The sequence below is a fragment of the Undibacterium hunanense genome (genome assembly GCF_014284335.1).
Classification (GTDB): Bacteria; Pseudomonadota; Gammaproteobacteria; order Burkholderiales; family Burkholderiaceae_D; genus Undibacterium; species Undibacterium hunanense.
The window spans coordinates 57,058-75,006 of the sequence record NZ_JACOGF010000012.1; the positions used below are offsets into that span (position 1 = coordinate 57,058).

At 52.1% G+C, this 17,949-nt stretch carries 19 protein-coding genes; 13 read left to right on the forward strand and 6 right to left on the reverse strand.

What is annotated here, in order from left to right; all coding sequences use genetic code 11:
• Positions 1 to 82: 82 nt before the first annotated feature.
• The 7 genes from H8L32_RS20675 (at position 83) to panB (ending at position 6,139) form a co-directional block, all read left to right on the forward strand.
• Positions 83 to 1,168 (forward strand): AI-2E family transporter, encoded by a 1,086-nt coding sequence (locus H8L32_RS20675; RefSeq protein ID WP_186949161.1) that lies wholly within the window; start codon positions 83 to 85, stop codon positions 1,166 to 1,168.
• Complete coding sequence (gene hda, locus H8L32_RS20680; RefSeq protein ID WP_186949162.1) at positions 1,165 to 1,860, forward strand: DnaA regulatory inactivator Hda; 696 nt, start codon at positions 1,165 to 1,167, stop codon at positions 1,858 to 1,860. Before H8L32_RS20675 ends, hda begins: the two co-directional genes overlap by 4 nt.
• Before the next feature lies 1 nt (position 1,861).
• Positions 1,862 to 2,551 carry a histidinol-phosphatase gene (locus H8L32_RS20685; protein ID WP_186949259.1) on the forward strand — a complete coding sequence of 230 codons (690 nt, stop codon included), beginning with the start codon at positions 1,862 to 1,864 and terminating at the stop codon, positions 2,549 to 2,551.
• Entirely contained in the window at positions 2,548 to 3,909 is a 1,362-nt protein-coding gene (pcnB, locus tag H8L32_RS20690) for a polynucleotide adenylyltransferase PcnB (RefSeq protein ID WP_186949163.1), read from the forward strand. Before H8L32_RS20685 ends, pcnB begins: the two co-directional genes overlap by 4 nt.
• 2 nt (positions 3,910 to 3,911) lie before the next feature.
• Positions 3,912 to 4,391, forward strand: a complete 480-nt coding sequence (gene folK, locus H8L32_RS20695; protein ID WP_186949164.1) for a 2-amino-4-hydroxy-6-hydroxymethyldihydropteridine diphosphokinase — start codon at positions 3,912 to 3,914, stop codon at positions 4,389 to 4,391.
• A 51-nt stretch (positions 4,392 to 4,442) separates the two neighbouring features.
• Positions 4,443 to 4,790 (forward strand): DMT family protein, encoded by a 348-nt coding sequence (locus H8L32_RS20700; protein ID WP_186949165.1) that lies wholly within the window; start codon positions 4,443 to 4,445, stop codon positions 4,788 to 4,790.
• Between the two features lie 536 nt (positions 4,791 to 5,326).
• Positions 5,327 to 6,139 (forward strand): 3-methyl-2-oxobutanoate hydroxymethyltransferase, encoded by an 813-nt coding sequence (gene panB, locus H8L32_RS20705; RefSeq protein WP_186949166.1) that lies wholly within the window; start codon positions 5,327 to 5,329, stop codon positions 6,137 to 6,139.
• Between the two features lie 726 nt (positions 6,140 to 6,865).
• On the opposite strand, the gene H8L32_RS20710 is transcribed toward panB, so the two are convergent.
• Positions 6,866 to 7,939, reverse strand: coding sequence for an MBL fold metallo-hydrolase (locus tag H8L32_RS20710; protein ID WP_186949167.1), 1,074 nt, complete (start codon positions 7,937 to 7,939; stop codon positions 6,866 to 6,868).
• Between the two features lie 197 nt (positions 7,940 to 8,136).
• Between H8L32_RS20710 and H8L32_RS20715 the strand changes: the two genes are divergently transcribed.
• The 5 genes from H8L32_RS20715 to kdpE all read left to right on the forward strand — a co-directional run bounded on the left by H8L32_RS20715 (position 8,137) and on the right by kdpE (position 13,315).
• On the forward strand, positions 8,137 to 8,760 hold the full coding sequence (locus H8L32_RS20715; RefSeq protein WP_186949168.1) for a TetR/AcrR family transcriptional regulator: 624 nt from the start codon (positions 8,137 to 8,139) through the stop codon (positions 8,758 to 8,760).
• A 46-nt stretch (positions 8,761 to 8,806) separates the two neighbouring features.
• Complete coding sequence (locus tag H8L32_RS20720; protein WP_186949169.1) at positions 8,807 to 9,202, forward strand: hypothetical protein; 396 nt, start codon at positions 8,807 to 8,809, stop codon at positions 9,200 to 9,202.
• Positions 9,203 to 9,583: 381 nt separating this feature from the next.
• A complete protein-coding gene (locus H8L32_RS20725) occupies positions 9,584 to 11,287 on the forward strand; it encodes a phospholipase D-like domain-containing protein (RefSeq protein ID WP_222619438.1) in 1,704 nt (567 codons plus the stop codon).
• Positions 11,288 to 11,407: 120 nt separating this feature from the next.
• Entirely contained in the window at positions 11,408 to 12,121 is a 714-nt protein-coding gene (locus H8L32_RS20730; protein ID WP_186949171.1) for a YukJ family protein, read from the forward strand.
• Between the two features lie 501 nt (positions 12,122 to 12,622).
• The gene (gene kdpE, locus H8L32_RS20735; RefSeq protein WP_186949172.1) at positions 12,623 to 13,315 is read left to right on the forward strand and encodes a two-component system response regulator KdpE; all 693 of its coding nucleotides are present in this window, start codon (positions 12,623 to 12,625) and stop codon (positions 13,313 to 13,315) included.
• 44 nt (positions 13,316 to 13,359) lie between these two features.
• Here the strand turns inward: kdpE and H8L32_RS20740 are convergent, their stop codons facing one another.
• Together H8L32_RS20740 and H8L32_RS20745 are read right to left on the reverse strand one after the other, a co-directional pair.
• Positions 13,360 to 13,608 (reverse strand): TIGR02450 family Trp-rich protein, encoded by a 249-nt coding sequence (locus H8L32_RS20740; protein ID WP_186949173.1) that lies wholly within the window; start codon positions 13,606 to 13,608, stop codon positions 13,360 to 13,362.
• Positions 13,605 to 14,108, reverse strand: coding sequence for a MarR family winged helix-turn-helix transcriptional regulator (locus tag H8L32_RS20745; protein ID WP_230412332.1), 504 nt, complete (start codon positions 14,106 to 14,108; stop codon positions 13,605 to 13,607). The genes H8L32_RS20740 and H8L32_RS20745 overlap by 4 nt, the downstream gene beginning before the upstream one ends.
• A gap of 213 nt (positions 14,109 to 14,321) precedes the next feature.
• On the opposite strand from H8L32_RS20745, the gene H8L32_RS20750 reads away from it, so the two are divergent.
• Positions 14,322 to 15,194 carry an EamA family transporter gene (locus tag H8L32_RS20750; RefSeq protein WP_186949260.1) on the forward strand — a complete coding sequence of 291 codons (873 nt, stop codon included), beginning with the start codon at positions 14,322 to 14,324 and terminating at the stop codon, positions 15,192 to 15,194.
• A gap of 93 nt (positions 15,195 to 15,287) precedes the next feature.
• On the opposite strand, the gene H8L32_RS20755 is transcribed toward H8L32_RS20750, so the two are convergent.
• The 3 genes from H8L32_RS20755 to can form a co-directional block, all read right to left on the reverse strand.
• Positions 15,288 to 16,835: a cryptochrome/photolyase family protein gene (locus tag H8L32_RS20755; RefSeq protein WP_186949175.1), complete on the reverse strand. Its 1,548-nt coding sequence runs from the start codon at positions 16,833 to 16,835 to the stop codon at positions 15,288 to 15,290.
• A gap of 36 nt (positions 16,836 to 16,871) precedes the next feature.
• Positions 16,872 to 17,048 (reverse strand): DUF2256 domain-containing protein, encoded by a 177-nt coding sequence (locus H8L32_RS20760; protein WP_456243414.1) that lies wholly within the window; start codon positions 17,046 to 17,048, stop codon positions 16,872 to 16,874.
• A gap of 114 nt (positions 17,049 to 17,162) precedes the next feature.
• Positions 17,163 to 17,840, reverse strand: coding sequence for a carbonate dehydratase (gene can, locus H8L32_RS20765; protein ID WP_186949176.1), 678 nt, complete (start codon positions 17,838 to 17,840; stop codon positions 17,163 to 17,165).
• Positions 17,841 to 17,949 lie beyond the last annotated feature (109 nt).

Sequence of the window (17,949 nt, forward strand, 5' to 3'; positions counted from 1 at the left end):
TAACAAATTGACCGCGAAAACTCTGTTTTTTGGGACCATGCAGCAAATTTGATAACATTTTGACTACTAACCAGCCATAAAAATGCCATTTTCTTTTACGTCGGAGCAAAAACAATCCATGCTGTGGCTGGCCCTGGCATTTGGCCTGCTGTTACTGCTGTCACTGCTGGGCCCGGTGCTGATGCCCTTCATCGTCGCCAGTATCCTGTCCTATGTGCTGACCCCCTGGGTGGACAAGCTGTGCGCCCTGCGCATACGCAAATTCAGCCTGCCGCGCTCGGTGGCGGCCACACTGATCATCGTAGTCCTGATTGCGGCAATACTGGCCATGGTCCTGATCATGGTACCTATCCTGCAAAAGGAAGTACCGCAATTCCAGGATCAGATTCCACGTTTCTTTGACAAGCTGGATCAGATGCTGGCTCCCATGTTGTCTGAATTTGGCATCAAGGTCCGTCTCGACAGCAATGGCATCAAGGCATTACTGACGGAACAGATGGCCAGCAGCGGTGATGTCATCGGTAAAGCCGTCCTGAATTCGATACGTGTTGGCGGCACTGCCCTGCTCGGTATGGTCGCCAATTTATTGCTGATCCCCATCGTACTGTTCTATCTGCTGATGGACTGGCATGTCCTGATCAAGCGCCTGAGTCATTTCATACCGCGCCGCTTTGTCAAACAAACCGCCAGTGCAGTCGCCGAAGTCGATGAATTGCTGGCGCAATACCTGCGCGGGCAAATCCTGGTGATGATCGTGCTGGCCGTGTATTACTCGGTCGCACTCAGCATTGCCCGTTTTGACCTGGCGCTGCCAGTCGGCATCATTACCGGCTTTCTGGTGTTTATCCCTTACCTGGGTTACGGACTGGGGCTGGTACTGGCGCTGATCGGTGCTATCCTGCAATTTGATGGCTTTAGTGGCCTGGTTTCTGTCGCCATCATTTATGGCATAGGCCAAATGCTGGAATCGTTTTATCTGACACCACGCCTGGTGGGTGAGCGCATAGGCTTGCATCCTCTGACCGTGATTTTTGCCTTGATGGCATTCGGGCAACTGTTTGGTTTTATCGGCATCCTGATTGCCCTGCCTGCTTCAGCCATCGTCTCGGTGGCCGTCAAGCACTTGCGTGTGTCTTACATGAATAGCTCTTTTTATCGTCAGACATGAGGCAATTATTACTGGATCTGGACGCGCAGAAATTGCCGTCCCTTGCCACCTTTGTGGTCGGGCAAAATGCTGAACTGGCGCAGTTGCTGGGCCTGTTTGCCCAGCGCATCACCAGCCAGTATGGCGAACGCTCGGTATATATCTGGGGCGAAGCCGGTGCCGGCAAGACCCATTTGCTGCATGCACTGGCGGATGATGCCTCGGCCCGCTACATCCCGGCTGATGCACCGGAAAGTGCCTTTGACTTCACCGAAGGTGTCAGCCTGTATCTGCTGGACGACTGTGACCAGTTGCCGCCGCTGAATCAGATCGCAGCCTTCAATCTGTTCAATGAAGCCCGTGCGCATGGCGGTTTTTTGGTCGGTGCCGGCAATCATCCGCCCATGATTTTGAATGTACGTGACGACTTGCGCACCCGTTTTGGCTGGGGCCTGATCTATCAGGTGCATGGCCTCACCGACGAAGACAAGATCGATGCCCTGGAACGTGCCGCCCACGCCCGCGGGATACAACTGTCGGCGGGCGTGTTACCCTATCTGATTACCCACTATCGGCGCGATATGAGTTATTTATCCGATATGCTTGATCAGCTGGACCATTATTCACTGGAAACCAAACGCCCTATTACCCTGCCGCTGCTGCGCGAACTGATGTTGCAGCAACAACCGGGCCCAGACTCTACACATGACTAGCATGCGCAATATCGCCTTATTTGATCTTGATCACACCCTGATCCCCATCGATTCTGATTTTGAATGGGGACAGTTCCTGTGCCGCACCGGTGCCGTCGATGCCGATGCATTTGCCCGTCGCAATGCCGATTTTTTTGCCCAATACCAGGCTGGCACGCTCGACCCGGTGGAATACCTGGAATTTGCCCTGGGTACGCTGGCACAATTCCCGCGCACCACGCTGGATGAACTGCATGCACAATTCATGCAGGAAGTCATACAGCCTGTCTTGTTGCCAGCAGCCTATGATTTGATCAAAAAGCATCAGGATCAGGATGATCTGATCGCCATCATTACCGCCACCAATCGCTTTGTTACCGCACCGATAGCAAAAGCCTTGGGGGTACAGCACCTGATGGCTGCCGAACCGGAACTGGATGCAGCAGGCAATATCACCGGCAAACTGCTGGGCGTGCCCAGTTCGGGTGCTGGCAAGATCGTGCATTTGCAGGACTGGCTGGCAAAGCAGGAAGTGACACCGCTAAGGCAACTCAGCGACTTTAACCATAGTTATTTTTACAGCGATTCGCAAAACGATATTCCGCTACTGGAACGCGTCAGCCACCCTGTCGCCACCAACCCCAATGAAAAACTGCGCGCCTATGCACAGACCAAGGGTTGGCCTCAACTTCACCTGTTTGACAAGCAATGATCAAGAAATTTATTCGCAAAATACTCGGCGTTAAAAACAAGAGCGATGTCGCCAGCGCCAACAGCAAGCCGACTGTGCTGGGTCCCAAAGACCACGGCATAGACCCGCAACTGGTGTCTGCGAATGCCATACGCATCACCCAGACCCTGCAAGAAAATGGCTTTAAAGCCTTTGTCGTCGGTGGTGCGGTACGTGATTTGCTGACCGGCGTCAAACCCAAGGACTTTGACATTGCCACCAATGCCACGCCGGAACAGGTGAAACGTCTGTTTCGTCGTGCCTTCATCATAGGCCGTCGCTTCCAGATCGTGCACGTGATGTTTGGCCAGGATCTGCTGGAAGTCACCACCTTCCGTGGCGCTGCCACCGATGGTGCCCCCAAGGATGAACATGGCCGCGTACTGCGCGACAATACCTTTGGTGAACAGCACGAAGATGCGGCGCGGCGCGACTTTACCGTCAACGCCATGTATTACGATCCGGCCACACAAACCGTGCTCGACTATCACGGCGGCATGAAGGACGTGAAAAAGAAAACCCTGCGCATCATCGGTGTGCCGGAAGCGCGTTATCGCGAAGACCCGGTGCGCATGCTGCGTGTCGTGCGTTTTGCCGCAAAACTGCAATTCAACATTGATGCGGCAACACGTGCACCGATCCCGGTGATGGCCCCGCTCATCAACAATGTGCCGGCAGCGCGCGTGTTTGATGAAATGCTGAAATTGCTGACCAGCGGCCATGCCATGGCCTGCCTGCAACAACTGCGCAAAGAAGGTCTGCATCATGGCCTGATGCCCTTGCTGGATGTCGTACTGGAACAGCCCCTGGGTGAAAAATTTGTCACCCTGGCACTGGCCAATACCGACCTGCGCGTACAGCAGGGCAAACCGGTGTCACCCGGCTTTTTGTTTGCGTCCCTGCTGTGGCATCAGGTCGTGGAAAAATGGGAAGCCTACAAGGCTGCCGGTGAATTCCCCATCCCCGCCCTGCACCTGGCGGCTGATGATGTACTGAATACCCAGACCGATGCCCTGGCAATACAGCGCAAGATAGGCTCCGACATGCGCGATATCTGGGCCATGCAACCACGCTTTGAAAAACGGGTCGGCAAGACGCCTTATAAAATGCTGGAACATCCACGCCTGCGTGCCGGTTACGATTTCCTGTTGTTACGTTGCGCATCAGGTGAAATTGATGCCGACCTGGGCGAATGGTGGACCGACTTTATTGATGGCGAAGCCGAAGAACGCGAGCGCCTGATCAATAGCAAACCCAAGGCCACCGCAGCCGAAGCCGGTGTCAAAAAACGCCGTCCACGCCGCCGTGCACCACGTAAAGCGGCTGCCGCTGCAGAATGAGCATGCAAGTTTTTATCGGCATAGGCGCCAATCTGGGTGATGCCAAAACCACCGTTGCACTGGCCATCGCAGCCCTGGCAAAAGCGCCGGATACTATCCTGGTGGCACAGTCTGCCCTGTTTGGCAGTGCGCCAGTCGATTCATCCGGCGACGATTATGTCAATGCCGTCTCCGAACTGAACACCCGCCTGAGCGCCACTGCCCTGCTGCAACATCTGCAAGCCATAGAACTGGCCCACGGACGCGAGCGTCCCTACCACAATGCGCCACGCACGCTGGATCTGGACCTGCTGTTGTATGGCGCAGAAAAAATCCAGACCGCCGAATTGCAGGTCCCACATCCACGCATGACAGAGCGGGCTTTTGTGCTACTGCCACTATTACAACTGGCCGCCGATATCCACATCCCCGGCAAAGGCCATGCGAAAGATTTCGTCGCCGCCGTCGCCGGTCAGCGCATCTACGAATTACCCCCCAACTGAACACGCCGCCAACATGTCATCAATATGCGGCATAGCCCAACGCGAGGTCCCATGCAAATCCCCATCATCGTCCAGACCACAGGCCTGCTGATACTCTCCAACGTCTTCATGACCGTCGCCTGGTATGGTCACCTGAAAAACTTTTCCACCAAAGCCTGGTGGATAGCCGCCCTCGCCAGCTGGGGCATCGCCCTGTTCGAATACCTGCTGCAAGTGCCCGCCAACAGAATCGGCTACACTACCTACAGCCTGGCACAACTAAAGATATTACAGGAAGCCCTGACCCTGATCGTCTTCGTTCCCTTCGCCATGTTTTACATGGGACAGCCATTCAAACTGGATTATGTGTGGGCCGGTTTGTGTCTGGTAGGCGCCGTGTATTTTATTTTTAGAAGCTGAATGAACACAGGTTTATCGAAGCGAGAAAAACGGTAAATAAGCTATGTTTTGAATTTGATTTTGCTTTTGAATTTGATTTTGTTTTTGAATTTGATTTTGCTTTTGAATTTGCAATTGTTTTTGACCTTGCCTTTGACTTTAATCCGCTTGGGACGTAGCAATTTGTGCATCACAGAAAATGGATCAGAAAGCTTCGTGTTTGAGCGAAGCGAGTTTCGAAGCTTTCCCATTTTTTGTGATGCACAAATTGTGCTGAAGCGCAGCGCAAGCACCCGAAGGGCAAGTCTGCGGTCGCCTTTCTTTGATTCCTTTCTTTGGCGAAGCAAAGAAAGGAATTCGGCCGCCGGGCCGAAACCCGGCCTGGTCAATCAGCGGCAATAGAATTTACCTACAAATAATAGAAAATAAAAGTAGCCAGAACTTACGAACAAATCGGAATTAAGAATAAAGAAAAATAACAATTAGAAGATGTAGGTGGAGACAAACATCGCTGTCAAACAAAAACCAAACGACAGCATCACCTCTGGAGAAAAAGAATGGCTGAATATTTGCAAGACCGTAAAGCAGTAAGCATTCCCGGCTTAATCAGCATGCGTGAGAAAGGTGAAAAAATCACCATGCTCACCTGCTACGACGCCAGTTTCGCATCCCTGATGGACCGCTGCGGTGTAGAAGTTTTACTCATTGGTGATTCCCTCGGCATGGTATGCCAGGGGCACGACTCCACCCTGCCGGTGACACTGCAGGATATCGCCTACCACACCGCCGCCGTCGCCCGTGGCAATCAAAAAGCCCTGGTGGTGGCCGACATGCCCTTTGGCAGCTACGCCACGCCGGAAGCTGCCTTCAACAGCGCTGTGCAACTGGTACAGGCCGGTGCGCAAATGGTCAAACTCGAAGGTGGTACCTGGTTGCTGCCGACCATCAAGTTTTTGACCGAGCGCTCCATACCCGTCTGCGCGCATCTGGGCCTGACACCACAATCCGTCCATCAATTAGGGGGCTACAAGGTACAGGGCAAGACCGATGCGTCGGCCAGCCTGCTCAAGGCAGAGGCGCTGGCAGTACAAGAGGCTGGTGCCACCATGATCGTGCTGGAAGCAATTCCCGCCAGCCTGGGCAAGGAAGTGACAGAGTCCCTGCATATCCCCACCATAGGCATAGGTGCCGGTGTCGATTGCGCTGGCCAGGTTCTGGTCATGCATGATTTGCTGGGCGTGTTCCCTGGCCGCAAAGCCCGTTTCGTGAAAAATTTCATGGAAGGCCAGACCAGCATTGATGCAGCCGTGCTGGCGTATGTGGCAGCTGTTAAAGATCAGTCTTTCCCAGCGCTGGAACACAGTTTCTAAGAACCTGTTTACGATCTGTGGCAAGCGTGCGTCAGCGGGGTCAGGGTAAACATGCACAGCACAAACCCCGCGTATTCGCACGCATAATTTTGGGCTGAATATTGACATTTTTTCAGTCTTGACATGCGTGATTACGTTACACTAATTACGCCTTGGTGCCCCTGTGTTAAATTTTAATTCTCAACGCCATACAAAACGATCTTTCAAAATAGAGATGAATTGATGAAAAAAGTACTCTTTCTCTGCGCGTTAATCGCCGGTTGTCAATCAGTGAGTCCGGTTGTGTCCATTGGTAAAGATTCCTACATGGTAGGTGCAAATGCGCGTGGAGGCCTTACCTCTGACGCAGAAGTCACTGCGCTTAGTGTGCGACGTGCAACAGAATGGTGTGAAGCTCAAGGCAAGCAAATGGAACTGACTAACTCAACCAATTCTGGGACACAAGGTTGGACACCTCAGCAGTCCCAAATTATGTTTAAATGCGTCCCTAAATAAGACCGGAAAGATGCGAATATCCCAGCGTATTCGCACACATTTTTCGTCAAAATATCTCACTCCCCCCACGCACGCGTAAACGCTAATAAGTTACTAAACCCCTTAGCCCGCGTAGGTACAAGCCCCGCGTGGGCTCCGGTTGCGCACACGCTTAAAATCGTAAACAGGTTCTAAAACAAAAACAGCCCGCAAGGCATCCGCCTGCGGACTGTTTTCATTCAATGGTCAGTGCTAATCCGCCAACACTGATTGCAAAGACACAGGGCGGCTGGCCTGGGTGTTCGGGAACAGCCACCAGCGCCTGCCGGTTTGCGGTTCGGCGATATCGACTTCTTCTCCCATTTGCGGCGTACTGATTCTCACGCCATGCTGCTGTGCCAGGGCAACAATGCGTTCAAACGGTTCAAACCAGCTATGCATGGACAAGTCAAACGTGCCGTTATGGATAGGCAACATGGTTTTGCCGCGCAAATCCAGATGTGCCTGCAAAGACTCTTCCGGTTGCATGTGGATGTCTGGCCACATCTTGTTATAGGCACCGGTTTCCATCAGAGTCAGGTCAAACGGACCATACTTGTCGCCTATCTCTTTAAAACCCTTGAAGTAGCCGGTGTCACCGCTAAAAAAGATTTTCAGGTCAGGTGCCATGATGGTCCAGGATGCCCACAGGGTCTGGTCACGGTCATGCAAGCCACGGCCAGAAAAATGCTGGGCTGGCGTCGCCACAAACTGGATATCGCCAACCTGGGTGCTTTGCCACCAGGCCAGTTGCTGGATTTTTTCACGGTCTATACCCCACTTGACCAAGCGCTCACCGACACCTGTTGGCGTCAGGAAATATTCGGTCTTCTTGGCCAGTTGCAAAATGGCGGAATAATCAAGATGGTCATAATGGTCGTGCGACAGAATCACACCCTTGATCGGTGGCAGATCAGCAATGCTGATGGGCGGTTGATGAAAACGCTTGGGGCCCATCCACTGAAAAGGCGAGGCACGCTCAGAAAACACCGGATCGGTCAGCCAGAATTCACCCTGCAATTTCAGCAACAAGGTCGAATGCCCAAGGCGGTACAGGCTATTGTCTGGCGCGTCCAGCAATTGCGCTGTCGTCAAATCAAATACAGGGATACTGCCGCTGGGTACGGTATCTTTGGGTTTATCGAAAAAGAACTTCCAGGCTATGCGCAGATTCTGTAAAAACCCAGGCTCACGCACCGGTGCCTGATTCACAAAGCCCGCGCCTGCTTCCTGCAGTGCAGTATTACGTATGCCCTCTGTGGGGCTGGAGTATGAAACATAAGCCATGGTGATCAACGCTCCTGTCAGTATGGTATGCCCTTGCAGGCACGAAATTCATTCAATTCGCCGAATCCGCTCAAGCTGGTTCTGATGCCTGTCGAATTATTACACTACACAGTGTAGTTTCTAAATCGGAGAAAGTATACTACTTAGTGTAAAATTCTTTCATAACGATGAATCGCTAAGATTAATATAATTACAATATGTCAAATCCCGTCCGCCAGACTGACCGCAAGCGCGAAGCCATATTGCAGGCTGCCATTCATGAATTTCGCCTGCACGGCTTTGAATCCACCAGCATGGACAAGATTGCTGCCACCGCTATCGTCTCCAAACGGACTGTGTATAACCACTTCCCCAGTAAAGACGATTTATTCGCCGCAATATTGTTGAAATTGTGGAAAAGTGCCGTTTCTCAGGATGATTTTCATTATCAGGGCGAAAAAAGCCTGCGTGAACAGCTTGAAACTTTCCTCGGTAACAAGATGCTCCTGATGTGTGATACCAATTTCATTGACCTCGCCCGTGTCGCCATCGCCGCCACCATCCACACTCCGGATCGCGCCAGAGATATGGTGGAACGCATGAACAACCGGGAAGAAGGTATCGTCGCCTGGATCAGAGCAGCACAGGCAGATGGCAAACTCAAGGCGGGCGACGCCATCCTTATGGGCGACATGTTGCAGGGCCAGCTCAAATCGATGGCCTTCTGGCCTCAGGTAGCCATCAGCCAGCCCGTGTTGGATATGGCACAGCAGAAGCAGTTGATCGAGTTGACGGCGGGATTGTTTTTGGGGTATTACGAACTTGTAGCTGACGCAACTTAAGCAAAGCTGCCATCAATGTAACCGTAACATTCGTAAAATATCAAAAATGAAAAAACTTCACTTGATCGCTACGTTTTTCTTCGTTTACTTATTTATTTTCTTTTTAGCAAATACCTTCATAGGTTCGCGTCCGCCTATGCCGTTTCTGCCATACGGTGCGGCAATGCTCACAGTTTTAGCTATCGCTGTCATTTCAGCGATTTCAGCGCACGTCGTCAAAACAGGGCAAGCTGCATTTCTTCGCGTGTTCACGTTTTGCTGTGTACTGTTCGCAATATATTTACTGGTACAGATATATATGTACCTCAGCCTCGGCGACAATATTTACTGGATACGCACCGCAGTCAATCTTCCACTCGTTTTTATGTGCTGGTACTCTGTTGTGCACCTGCCCAGGTTACGGGAAATTTTATTGAAAAAGCCAAATTTGCCGGACAATTGAATATCCCAATGCAAGCCAAGAGCCAACTCTGAATCAGGCATGCCTGATCTTAAGCTCATGGCAACACCATGGCTGCTGTCCAGCATAAAAGAAAACAACGCTTCAGAACTGCGCCTCCCTACCTGCTGAGGACAGTCTTCTTACCATCATTTCGGCGACGCATTTTCCTCCCCCGCATCACATCGTCATGTCACATCTCCATGTCACATCCCTGTCATCAAAATCTCGCATGATGAATAAATAGTCATGCAATTAAAATAATAATTAGCTTGCAATAAGTACTATCTGCATTAGGATGGTAAGGATTATTTTATTGACATGCATTGCGCCGGTAAATGATGCAAGCCAGGCGATAAAACCCCACCACTTGAAAGGATGGACATGGAACAGTATCAAGTCATTGCGAGTAATGACAAAGCGCTTTTCAGCCTGAAACTGCATCGTGGCGATGGCATGCTGTTACTGGGCATGAACTGGAAAACCGGCAAGCCACCTGTCGATTTTGTCGGCTTTGCGATTGAATATAAGGAGCCGGGTGGCCAGCAGTATTTTGCCATCAAGAACCGCCTGTCATTTACTGAAAAAGACGGCAACTTCAATCCGGAAAGCCTGTCCACCCGTCTGTCGCCGATACAGAAATTCCGCTGGATACATTTTCCGCGCAATGCCGATATGAAAGGCAGCTTCACCTACCGTGTCACCCCCGTATTCATGAGCCCGGCCAATGCACTAAGCTATGGCGAAGCGCAAGAAGCCAGCATCGTGCTGCAGAGGGAAACGTATGACGGGCAGTTGAATGTGGCCTATACACGTGGTTTCGTTTCGTCCCAGGCTTTTGTTGACCGTTACACTGCAGCCGCGATACCCACACTCTTGCCTGCCCAGGCAGATGACGGGCTGACATTCAAACCCACCAACCCCAAAGCAGAAGAAGCACTGGCCTGGATGGGATTTGAAGCCCGCAGTGCGATACTGGAAGTGCTGGACAATGCGATTGCAGACACCAGTGCCAAGGTCAGTGTGGCTGCGTATGACCTCAACGAACCTGGTGTGCTTGAAAGGCTGGAAAAACTGGGGAACCGCATGCGTGTCATCATCGATGACAGCGGCAGCCATGGAGAAGAACATTCAGCAGAATCTCAAGCCACCACACGTCTGATCGCAAGCGCCGGTGCCGGCAACGTGCTACGCCAGCACATGCGCGGACTGCAACACAATAAAACCATCGTCGCCAGGGGAAATCAAATCAACAGCGTGGTTTGTGGCTCGACCAATTTCAGCTGGCGTGGTTTCTTTGTCCAGGCCAATAATGCCATCATCCTGCATGGCGACGGTCCGGTGAAATTATTCCAGACGGCATTCGACAATTATTGGGAAAACAAACCTGCCAGCTTTGCCAGTGGCGCATCGGCAGGCTGGCAAAGCCTGGGGCTGGACAAGATTGATGCCCAGGTCTCATTTTCTCCGCACGGTAGCAAGAATGCGGCGCTGGATGACGTGACCAAAGACATCGCCCTGACTGAATCGTCACTACTGTTTTCGCTGGCCTTCCTGTACCAGACACCTGGGTCGATACAGGACATGATCAAGACAGTGGCAAGCGACCCGGCCAAGTTTGTCTATGGTATCTCGGACAAGGAAGTGACAGGTCTGTCACTGACCACTCCGAATGGCAAATCAACGGAAGTCTATCCATCGGCGCTGGGCAAGACTGCACCACCACCTTTCCATGAAGAACCGAGCGGTGGCGGTGGTACCCGCATGCACCACAAATTTGTGGTGATCGACTTCGACAAGCCGACTGCACGCGTGTACATGGGTTCCTATAATTTTTCGCAGTCAGCGGACCACAACAACGGTGAAAACCTGCTGCTGATCCGCGACCGGCGCGTTGCCGTGTCATATACCGTCGAAGCCTTGCGCATGTTTGATCACTACCAGTTCAGGATCAAGGAAAAAAATTCCGAAGATACGAATAGTCCGCTGGTACTGACCAAACCACCGCAAAAAGCGGGGGAACACGCGTGGTGGGAAAGCAGTTACAGCGATCCGCTCAAGATACGGGATCGCGTGCTGTTTTCCTGATACGAAGATGCGGCGCAGAATATTTCTGCGTCGTTACATGAACTACATAGCCCGGGCCTATGGCATTGGTCGCATTGACCGCATTTGCAACCCAGGGCGCGATAACTTGAGGAGACGAACATGGCACTAAGCACTTACGGCATATTGAAAGGCACCGTTGTCGGCCACCTGCGCGACGCCGACGATGACCACTACCAGATTCTGGTGCGTTGCGGCACCACCCTGCACAGGATTGCATCCAACGTCAAATCATCGGCACCAAAATCACCGTCCACAGTCAGGTTTCTATCAGCAACATCGCTGCCTGAAGCGTATACAAAGAGTCTGCAGGCACTGGCTCCTGGTTATAAAAAACTGCCATCCAAACCTGCGGGTCTGGCGCTGGACTATCTACGTAGCGGCATCGTCAAAACCGGCAACATGAAACTGGTACCGCCCGATGCACCTGGTGCCGACAATGACCTCAAAGACTTGCTGGAAACAGCCGTCATCAAGGCCATGCAACAAAGCGGCGCTGTCATCTATGCGCTGGGCGCGAAATGGGGGCCGGAACAGGGCAAGGCTGACAAGTATTTCAAATTCAGTCCTGGCAATGGTATCCATGACATACACATGAACCAGGGCAATGACGGCTCCTACAAGAAAGATAATGGCGTATTTCAGGATGGTGCACTGATCATCGAATATCCGGGCAATAAATGGCGCGCCTTTTTCTTTGCTTTCCAGTCTCAGACTTTTGATACTGACGACGCAGGAAATTCCAGAGCATCGGCACCAGTACCAGCAGGGAAACCGAAAAAAACCACTACAAAACGCAAAACCAAACCCGCGTAGTAGCCGTCGTAGCCATCTTAGTAAATAACAGCACTTTTCAATCTTCAAGGTTTGCTGGTTTCAGCCCCCGCTGAAAGCAGCAAACAACAGCAAACCCTGTTCTTGTCACATCGCCAGGCAAATTCGGGATCATCACACCCAGGCTTGCCATCCATGAGCAAGTCAATCAATGCTATATTTGCGGCAACTGTTTATTTAGAACTCATTTCATAAATAGGGATGAGTGCGAGCAAGGCGATTCGGGATGCAGTGCAAGGCGCGTCGCGTAGCCAAGGCTGGTGCCTTGGCAAGCGGCACAACGCAGCAATGCGCCCGAATCGCCAGCTCCCGGAGGGTTTGCCTCATAACGTGTGCTGGACTGCGTTGGACTCGTTGTCAATAGACCCGCTATTGACTGCCTCGTCCGCCTTGCCAGCCCACGTTATGAGGCAAACGCATCTCACCCCTATTTATGAAATGAGTTCTAGTGCACGCTAGCCTCTTCCAAAAAAATGATCCGTCATGAGTGACACCAAAATCCATATCGTGCTGATCGAAGATGACAAGCAGATCCGGCGCTTTCTGAACACCGTGCTAGAAGCTGAAGACATGAGTGTCTTTGAAGCCGAAAATGGCAAACAGGGGCTGATTGCCTGCGCCACCCGCAAGCCGGATTTGCTCATCGTTGATCTGGGCTTGCCAGACATGAGCGGGCTGGATGTTATCCGCGATGTGCGCAGCTGGACCGAAGTCCCCATCATCGTCCTGTCAGCACGTACCCAGGAACAGGAAAAAGTCGCAGCCCTGAATGCCGGTGCCGACGATTACCTGAGCAAGCCCTTTGGCGCGGCTGAACTGATCGCCCGCATCCATGCCCATTTGCGCCGCCGCCAGCCACAGTCAACGCAAGCCGATGCAGTATTTAATTTTGGGGATGTCAGCCTGAATTTAGCCCTGCGCACAGTCAGTCGCGCCGGGCAATCCGTACATCTGAGCCCGATAGAATACCGGTTGCTGTCAGTACTGGCACGCAATGCCGGCAAGGTCATGACCCACCAGCAATTGCTAAAAGAAGTATGGGGGCCAAATCAGTCAGAAAACAGTCATTACCTGAGAATCTATATGGCCAATCTGCGGCAAAAACTGGAACAGGAACCGGCACAGCCACGTCATTTCTTGACCGAAACCGGTGTTGGTTATCGTCTGCTGGCTTAGTGTCTGCTGCAGCGATCTCATCACCACAGCGCCACATCCCAACATTACAACCAGCCTTGCTTCCATAGCGTGATATCCGCCAGTTCCTTCCAGGCGATCTTGCGTTTGGCTTTGGTGTAGACAGCCTCAAGTTCAACAAACTCTATCGCGGTATGGCTTGCTGCTTGTCCGTCTTGCCCTTCTTTAGCTAGCGGCAAATACACCTTGCTGACCAGGAAATGCTTTTGTTTGGCAACAACCTGTACAGCTGTCCATTTGGATAACAAGAGTTTATTGGCTTGTATGGGATTCATCTCTGTGTGTCTTCCGACTTTTCCAGCACCGCCAGCATAGCCCGCAAGCCTTCATTCAAACGCTTCAGCTCGCCCGCATTCAGGCCGGACATGATGCGTCTTTCATTCTCCACATGGGCGACCACGGCGCGGTCTATGAGTTCTTTGCCGCTTGCACTTAACTGCACCAGCATGCTGCGGGCATCTTCGCTGTTTTGCACACGCAATATCCAGCCACTGGCTTCCAGCTTTTGCAGGCGGTGTGTCATGGTGCCGGATGTCACCATGAGTCTGGAAAACAGATCGGTCGGTGTCATGCAATACGTTGCGCTGGAACGCCTGAGGGTTGCCAGCATATCAAATTCCCAGGCTGTCATGCCGAAAGTGCTGAAGGTGGCTTCGAGCTCACGTTGCAGCAGATCACTGCAACGCCTGAGGCGCCCTATGTTTTCCATGGGACTGCAATCAACATCCGGCCTGGCATTGCGCCATTGCTCCATGATCTGATCGACAGCATCCATTGACTTTTCCACCATCTTGCCCACTCCCGGTTGTTCACTTACTGCACCAACTGATCATTATATGCGCTGCCCCACCGGGCCAGTCAGGCATTTGCCTGCTCCGGTGTCATGTACAAGCCGTGAAAAACCACATGGAAAATCCGGCATTTATCTTGATATCAAGATTTATGCTAAGATTATTTATCTCGAACTCAAGACATAATCATGAAAGCCATGCCTCCATCCTCCCGCTTCAATTTTTGGTTAGACACACTGCTAACCGCACTGGCCCCTGCAATCTGGGGCTCGACCTATATCGTCACAACACAGTTTCTACCACCCGACCGGCCTTTTACTGCCGCATTGCTGCGCTGCCTGCCCAGCGGGGTCTTGCTGGTGCTGTTTTGCAAGCGCCTGCCTTTGTCACGTGAATGGGGCCGTTTGCTGATACTGGCTGCCTTGAACATCGGTTTCTTCCAGGCCTTGCTGTTCATTGCCGCTTACCGACTGCCTGGCGGCATGGCAGCCGTCATAGGTTCTATCCAGCCCTTGCTGATCATGGCAATGGCGTGGTTACTGGATCAACGCAGGCCTGCCGCCATCGCAATCACAGCCAGTGCCTGTGCCGTGCTGGGTATGGCAGCCTTGCTGCTGTCGACCAGCGCGGCCATGGATACATGGGGCCTGGCTGCCGCTGCTGCGGGAGCCATCTGCATGGCTGGCGGCACGTATCTGTCACGGCGCTGGCAAAGCAGCCTGCCGGTATTGGCTTTTACTGGCTGGCAGTTATTGCTGGGCGGACTGATCCTGCTGCCTTTCAGTCTCATGGCAGACGCCCCACTGCCTGTGCTGAATATCACGCAGATACTCGGTTATGCCTATTTGTCCGTAGTAGGTGCCTTGCTGGCGTATAGCTTGTGGTTCCGTGGCATAGCACGCCTGTCACCTGTCGCGGTTTCTTCGCTTGGCTTGTTAAGCCCGATTACCGCTGTCATTCTGGGCTGGGTCGTACTGGATCAAAGCATGCGGGGGCTATCATTGGCAGGTTTACTGATCGTTCTTGCCAGTGTCATCGTGGTACAAAAAAGTATGCGAAGCCAGGCCTGAGAAAAAGTGCTGTCAGCACAGCAGCGCAGGCATGATCCCGCTTGTGCCGGCTGCATGTGGTACGGAACGATCTATGTTGGTGCCGCTGCTGGCTTACAGATCATCCAGACTGGCGCGTATCTGTGTAGCCCTGTCACGCAAAGCCAGCAAGGCATCTTTATCCATTTTTCTGAGTTGCGGGTACACCATGCCTATGCGTGGGTTGCTGGATAACTTGTTTTCGTTGCGCGCAAAAAAATCCCAGTACAGGGCATTATAGGGGCAGGCATTATCGCCGGTGCGTTGCTTTTTATCGTAGTGGCAGCCCTTGCAATAATCACTCATCTTGTCGATATAGGCTGCGGCGGATACATAGGGCTTGGTCGCCAGCATGCCGCCATCGGCGAACTGGCTCATGCCCAGGGTGTTGGGTAATTCTACCCATTCGAATGCATCAATATAAATGCCCAGGTACCAGCAATGAACTTGCTGTGGCTGCAGGCCAGCCAGCAAGGCAAAATTACCGATGACCATCAGGCGTTGAATATGATGGGCATGCGCATGTTCCAGCGACTGACTGATGGCGCTGGAGAGGCATCGCATTTTTGTTTTGCCGGTCCAGAACCATGCTGGCAATTCTGCCTCATGCGCAAAAAAATTATGCTCGTCATAGCCTGGCATTTGCGCCCAGTAGATGCCGCGCACATATTCGCGCCAGCCCAGTATCTGGCGTATATAGCCTTCCACCGCTGGCAATGCAGCATGACCAGCCCACAATGCCGCTTCAACCTTGCTGACCACTTCTTGTGGATGCAGCATTTTCACATTCAGGGCGAAAGAAATCAGTGAATGGAACAAGCGCCATGACTTGCTGCTCATGGCATCCTGGAATTCGCCAAAATGCGGCAAGGCATGCCGGATAAAGGCGTCGAGTTGCGCCAGTGCTTCAGTGCGGTTCAGCGGCCAGGCAAAGTTTTTTACGTTTGCCTCACCAAAACTGTTGACGCCTGCACACTGTATGGTTTTCCACAAAGCAGAATGATCATGCCGTGGCCGGAAATCTGCCGGTTCCCAGGGGATGCCGGGCCAGGCTTTGCGGTTGTCGTGATCATAATTCCATTGTCCGCCAACTGGTTTGTTGGCTTCTTCCAGCAAGACCTGATGCTTGACACGCATATGGCGATAGAAGTGTTCCATCAGCCATTTCTTGCGGCCTTCAAACAGGATGGCGGCTTCATCACGACGGGTAAAAAAATGTTCACTGCTGCGCATACGGCAATTGATCTTGCTGGCATCGCTGTAGGCTGCCAGTTGCGCATCCAGCCTGAATTCGTCAGGTTCCTGATATTCAAACTGGCTGGACTGATAGTGTGTCAGCAACCAGTCGAGATTGGCAGTCAGGGATTGCGTATTGTCGGCATCATCTATTGCCAGATAATGCAGGCGATGACCAGCAGCCTGCAATTGCGCCGCCAGATCACGCATGGCGGCAAAGATGGCGATAATTTTTTGCGCATGATGGAGTACGTAGTCAGTCTCCTGGCGGATTTCCATCATGACATAGACCACATCGTCCGATACCTGGCTGAACCAGCTATGCGCAGGATAGAGCTGATCACCCAGGATCAGGCGCAAGGTCGTCGCGGGTGCAACAGATTGCATGGTGTAATCCGAATTAATCCAAATTGATGGTGGCTGTCACCCCTGTGACTTGCTATTACTGCGGCAACGCTGGGAACAATACTTTACCTCGTCCCAAACTTTTTCCCACTTTTTGCGCCAGTTAAAAGGCAGACCGCAAGTCTGACAAAGTTTGCTGGGCAAATCCGCTTTCTTTCGCATTTTCACTTGAACAGCTCCAGCAACTCCAGGCATGGATTACAGAACCACCAAAATTTCATTTGAAATAACAGATGACCGCAGCCATGCAGTCATCTGTTATTGGAACGATGTAGCTGATGTGAATTTGAAATTCACTTGCCTGGTCGCTTATTTGACGACTTCATCGTAACGCGCCAGGCTGGATTCCAGATGCGGTGCCAGTTCGTCGGCAGAACTGACGGTCATGCCCAGCTCACTGAGCAAGCCATCGCGCAAGCCATACACCCAGCCATGCACGGTCACTGGCTGACCACGATCCCATGCATCTTGCACGATGGTGGTCTGGCACAGGTTGACCACCTGTTCGATAACATTCAATTCGCACAGACGCTCACTTCTTTGCTGTAAAGACAGTGCTTCGCCCAAGTATTTTTCATGCTTCTGATGTACATCCTGCACATGACGCAGCCAGTTGTCTGCCAGGCCAACACGACGCCTGGTCATGGCGGCATGCACACCTGAACAGCCATAATGACCGCAGATAATGATGTGTTTGACACCCAGTACATCAATCGCAAATTGCAGTACCGACAGGCAATTCAGATCGGAATGCACGACCACATTGGCGATATTGCGATGGACAAATAATTCACCCGGCAACAATCCCAATAATTCATTCGCTGGAACACGGCTGTCAGAGCAGCCTATCCATAAGTATTCAGGGCTTTGCTGTGCTGCCAGTGTTTTGAAAAAGTCAGCATCTTTTGCCGTGATGGCAGCCGCCCACTTGCGGTTGTTTTCAAATAATTGCTCTGGAGTCAATCCGATATTGCTTGTTGCGCTCATACTCTCGCCCATTTATTCTAGACAGGCGAGATTCTACCTTATTGGCGAAGCGCTGCATGACCATCACTTGATATATCCCGCATGCGGAATCAGTCACCCCATGAAAAAA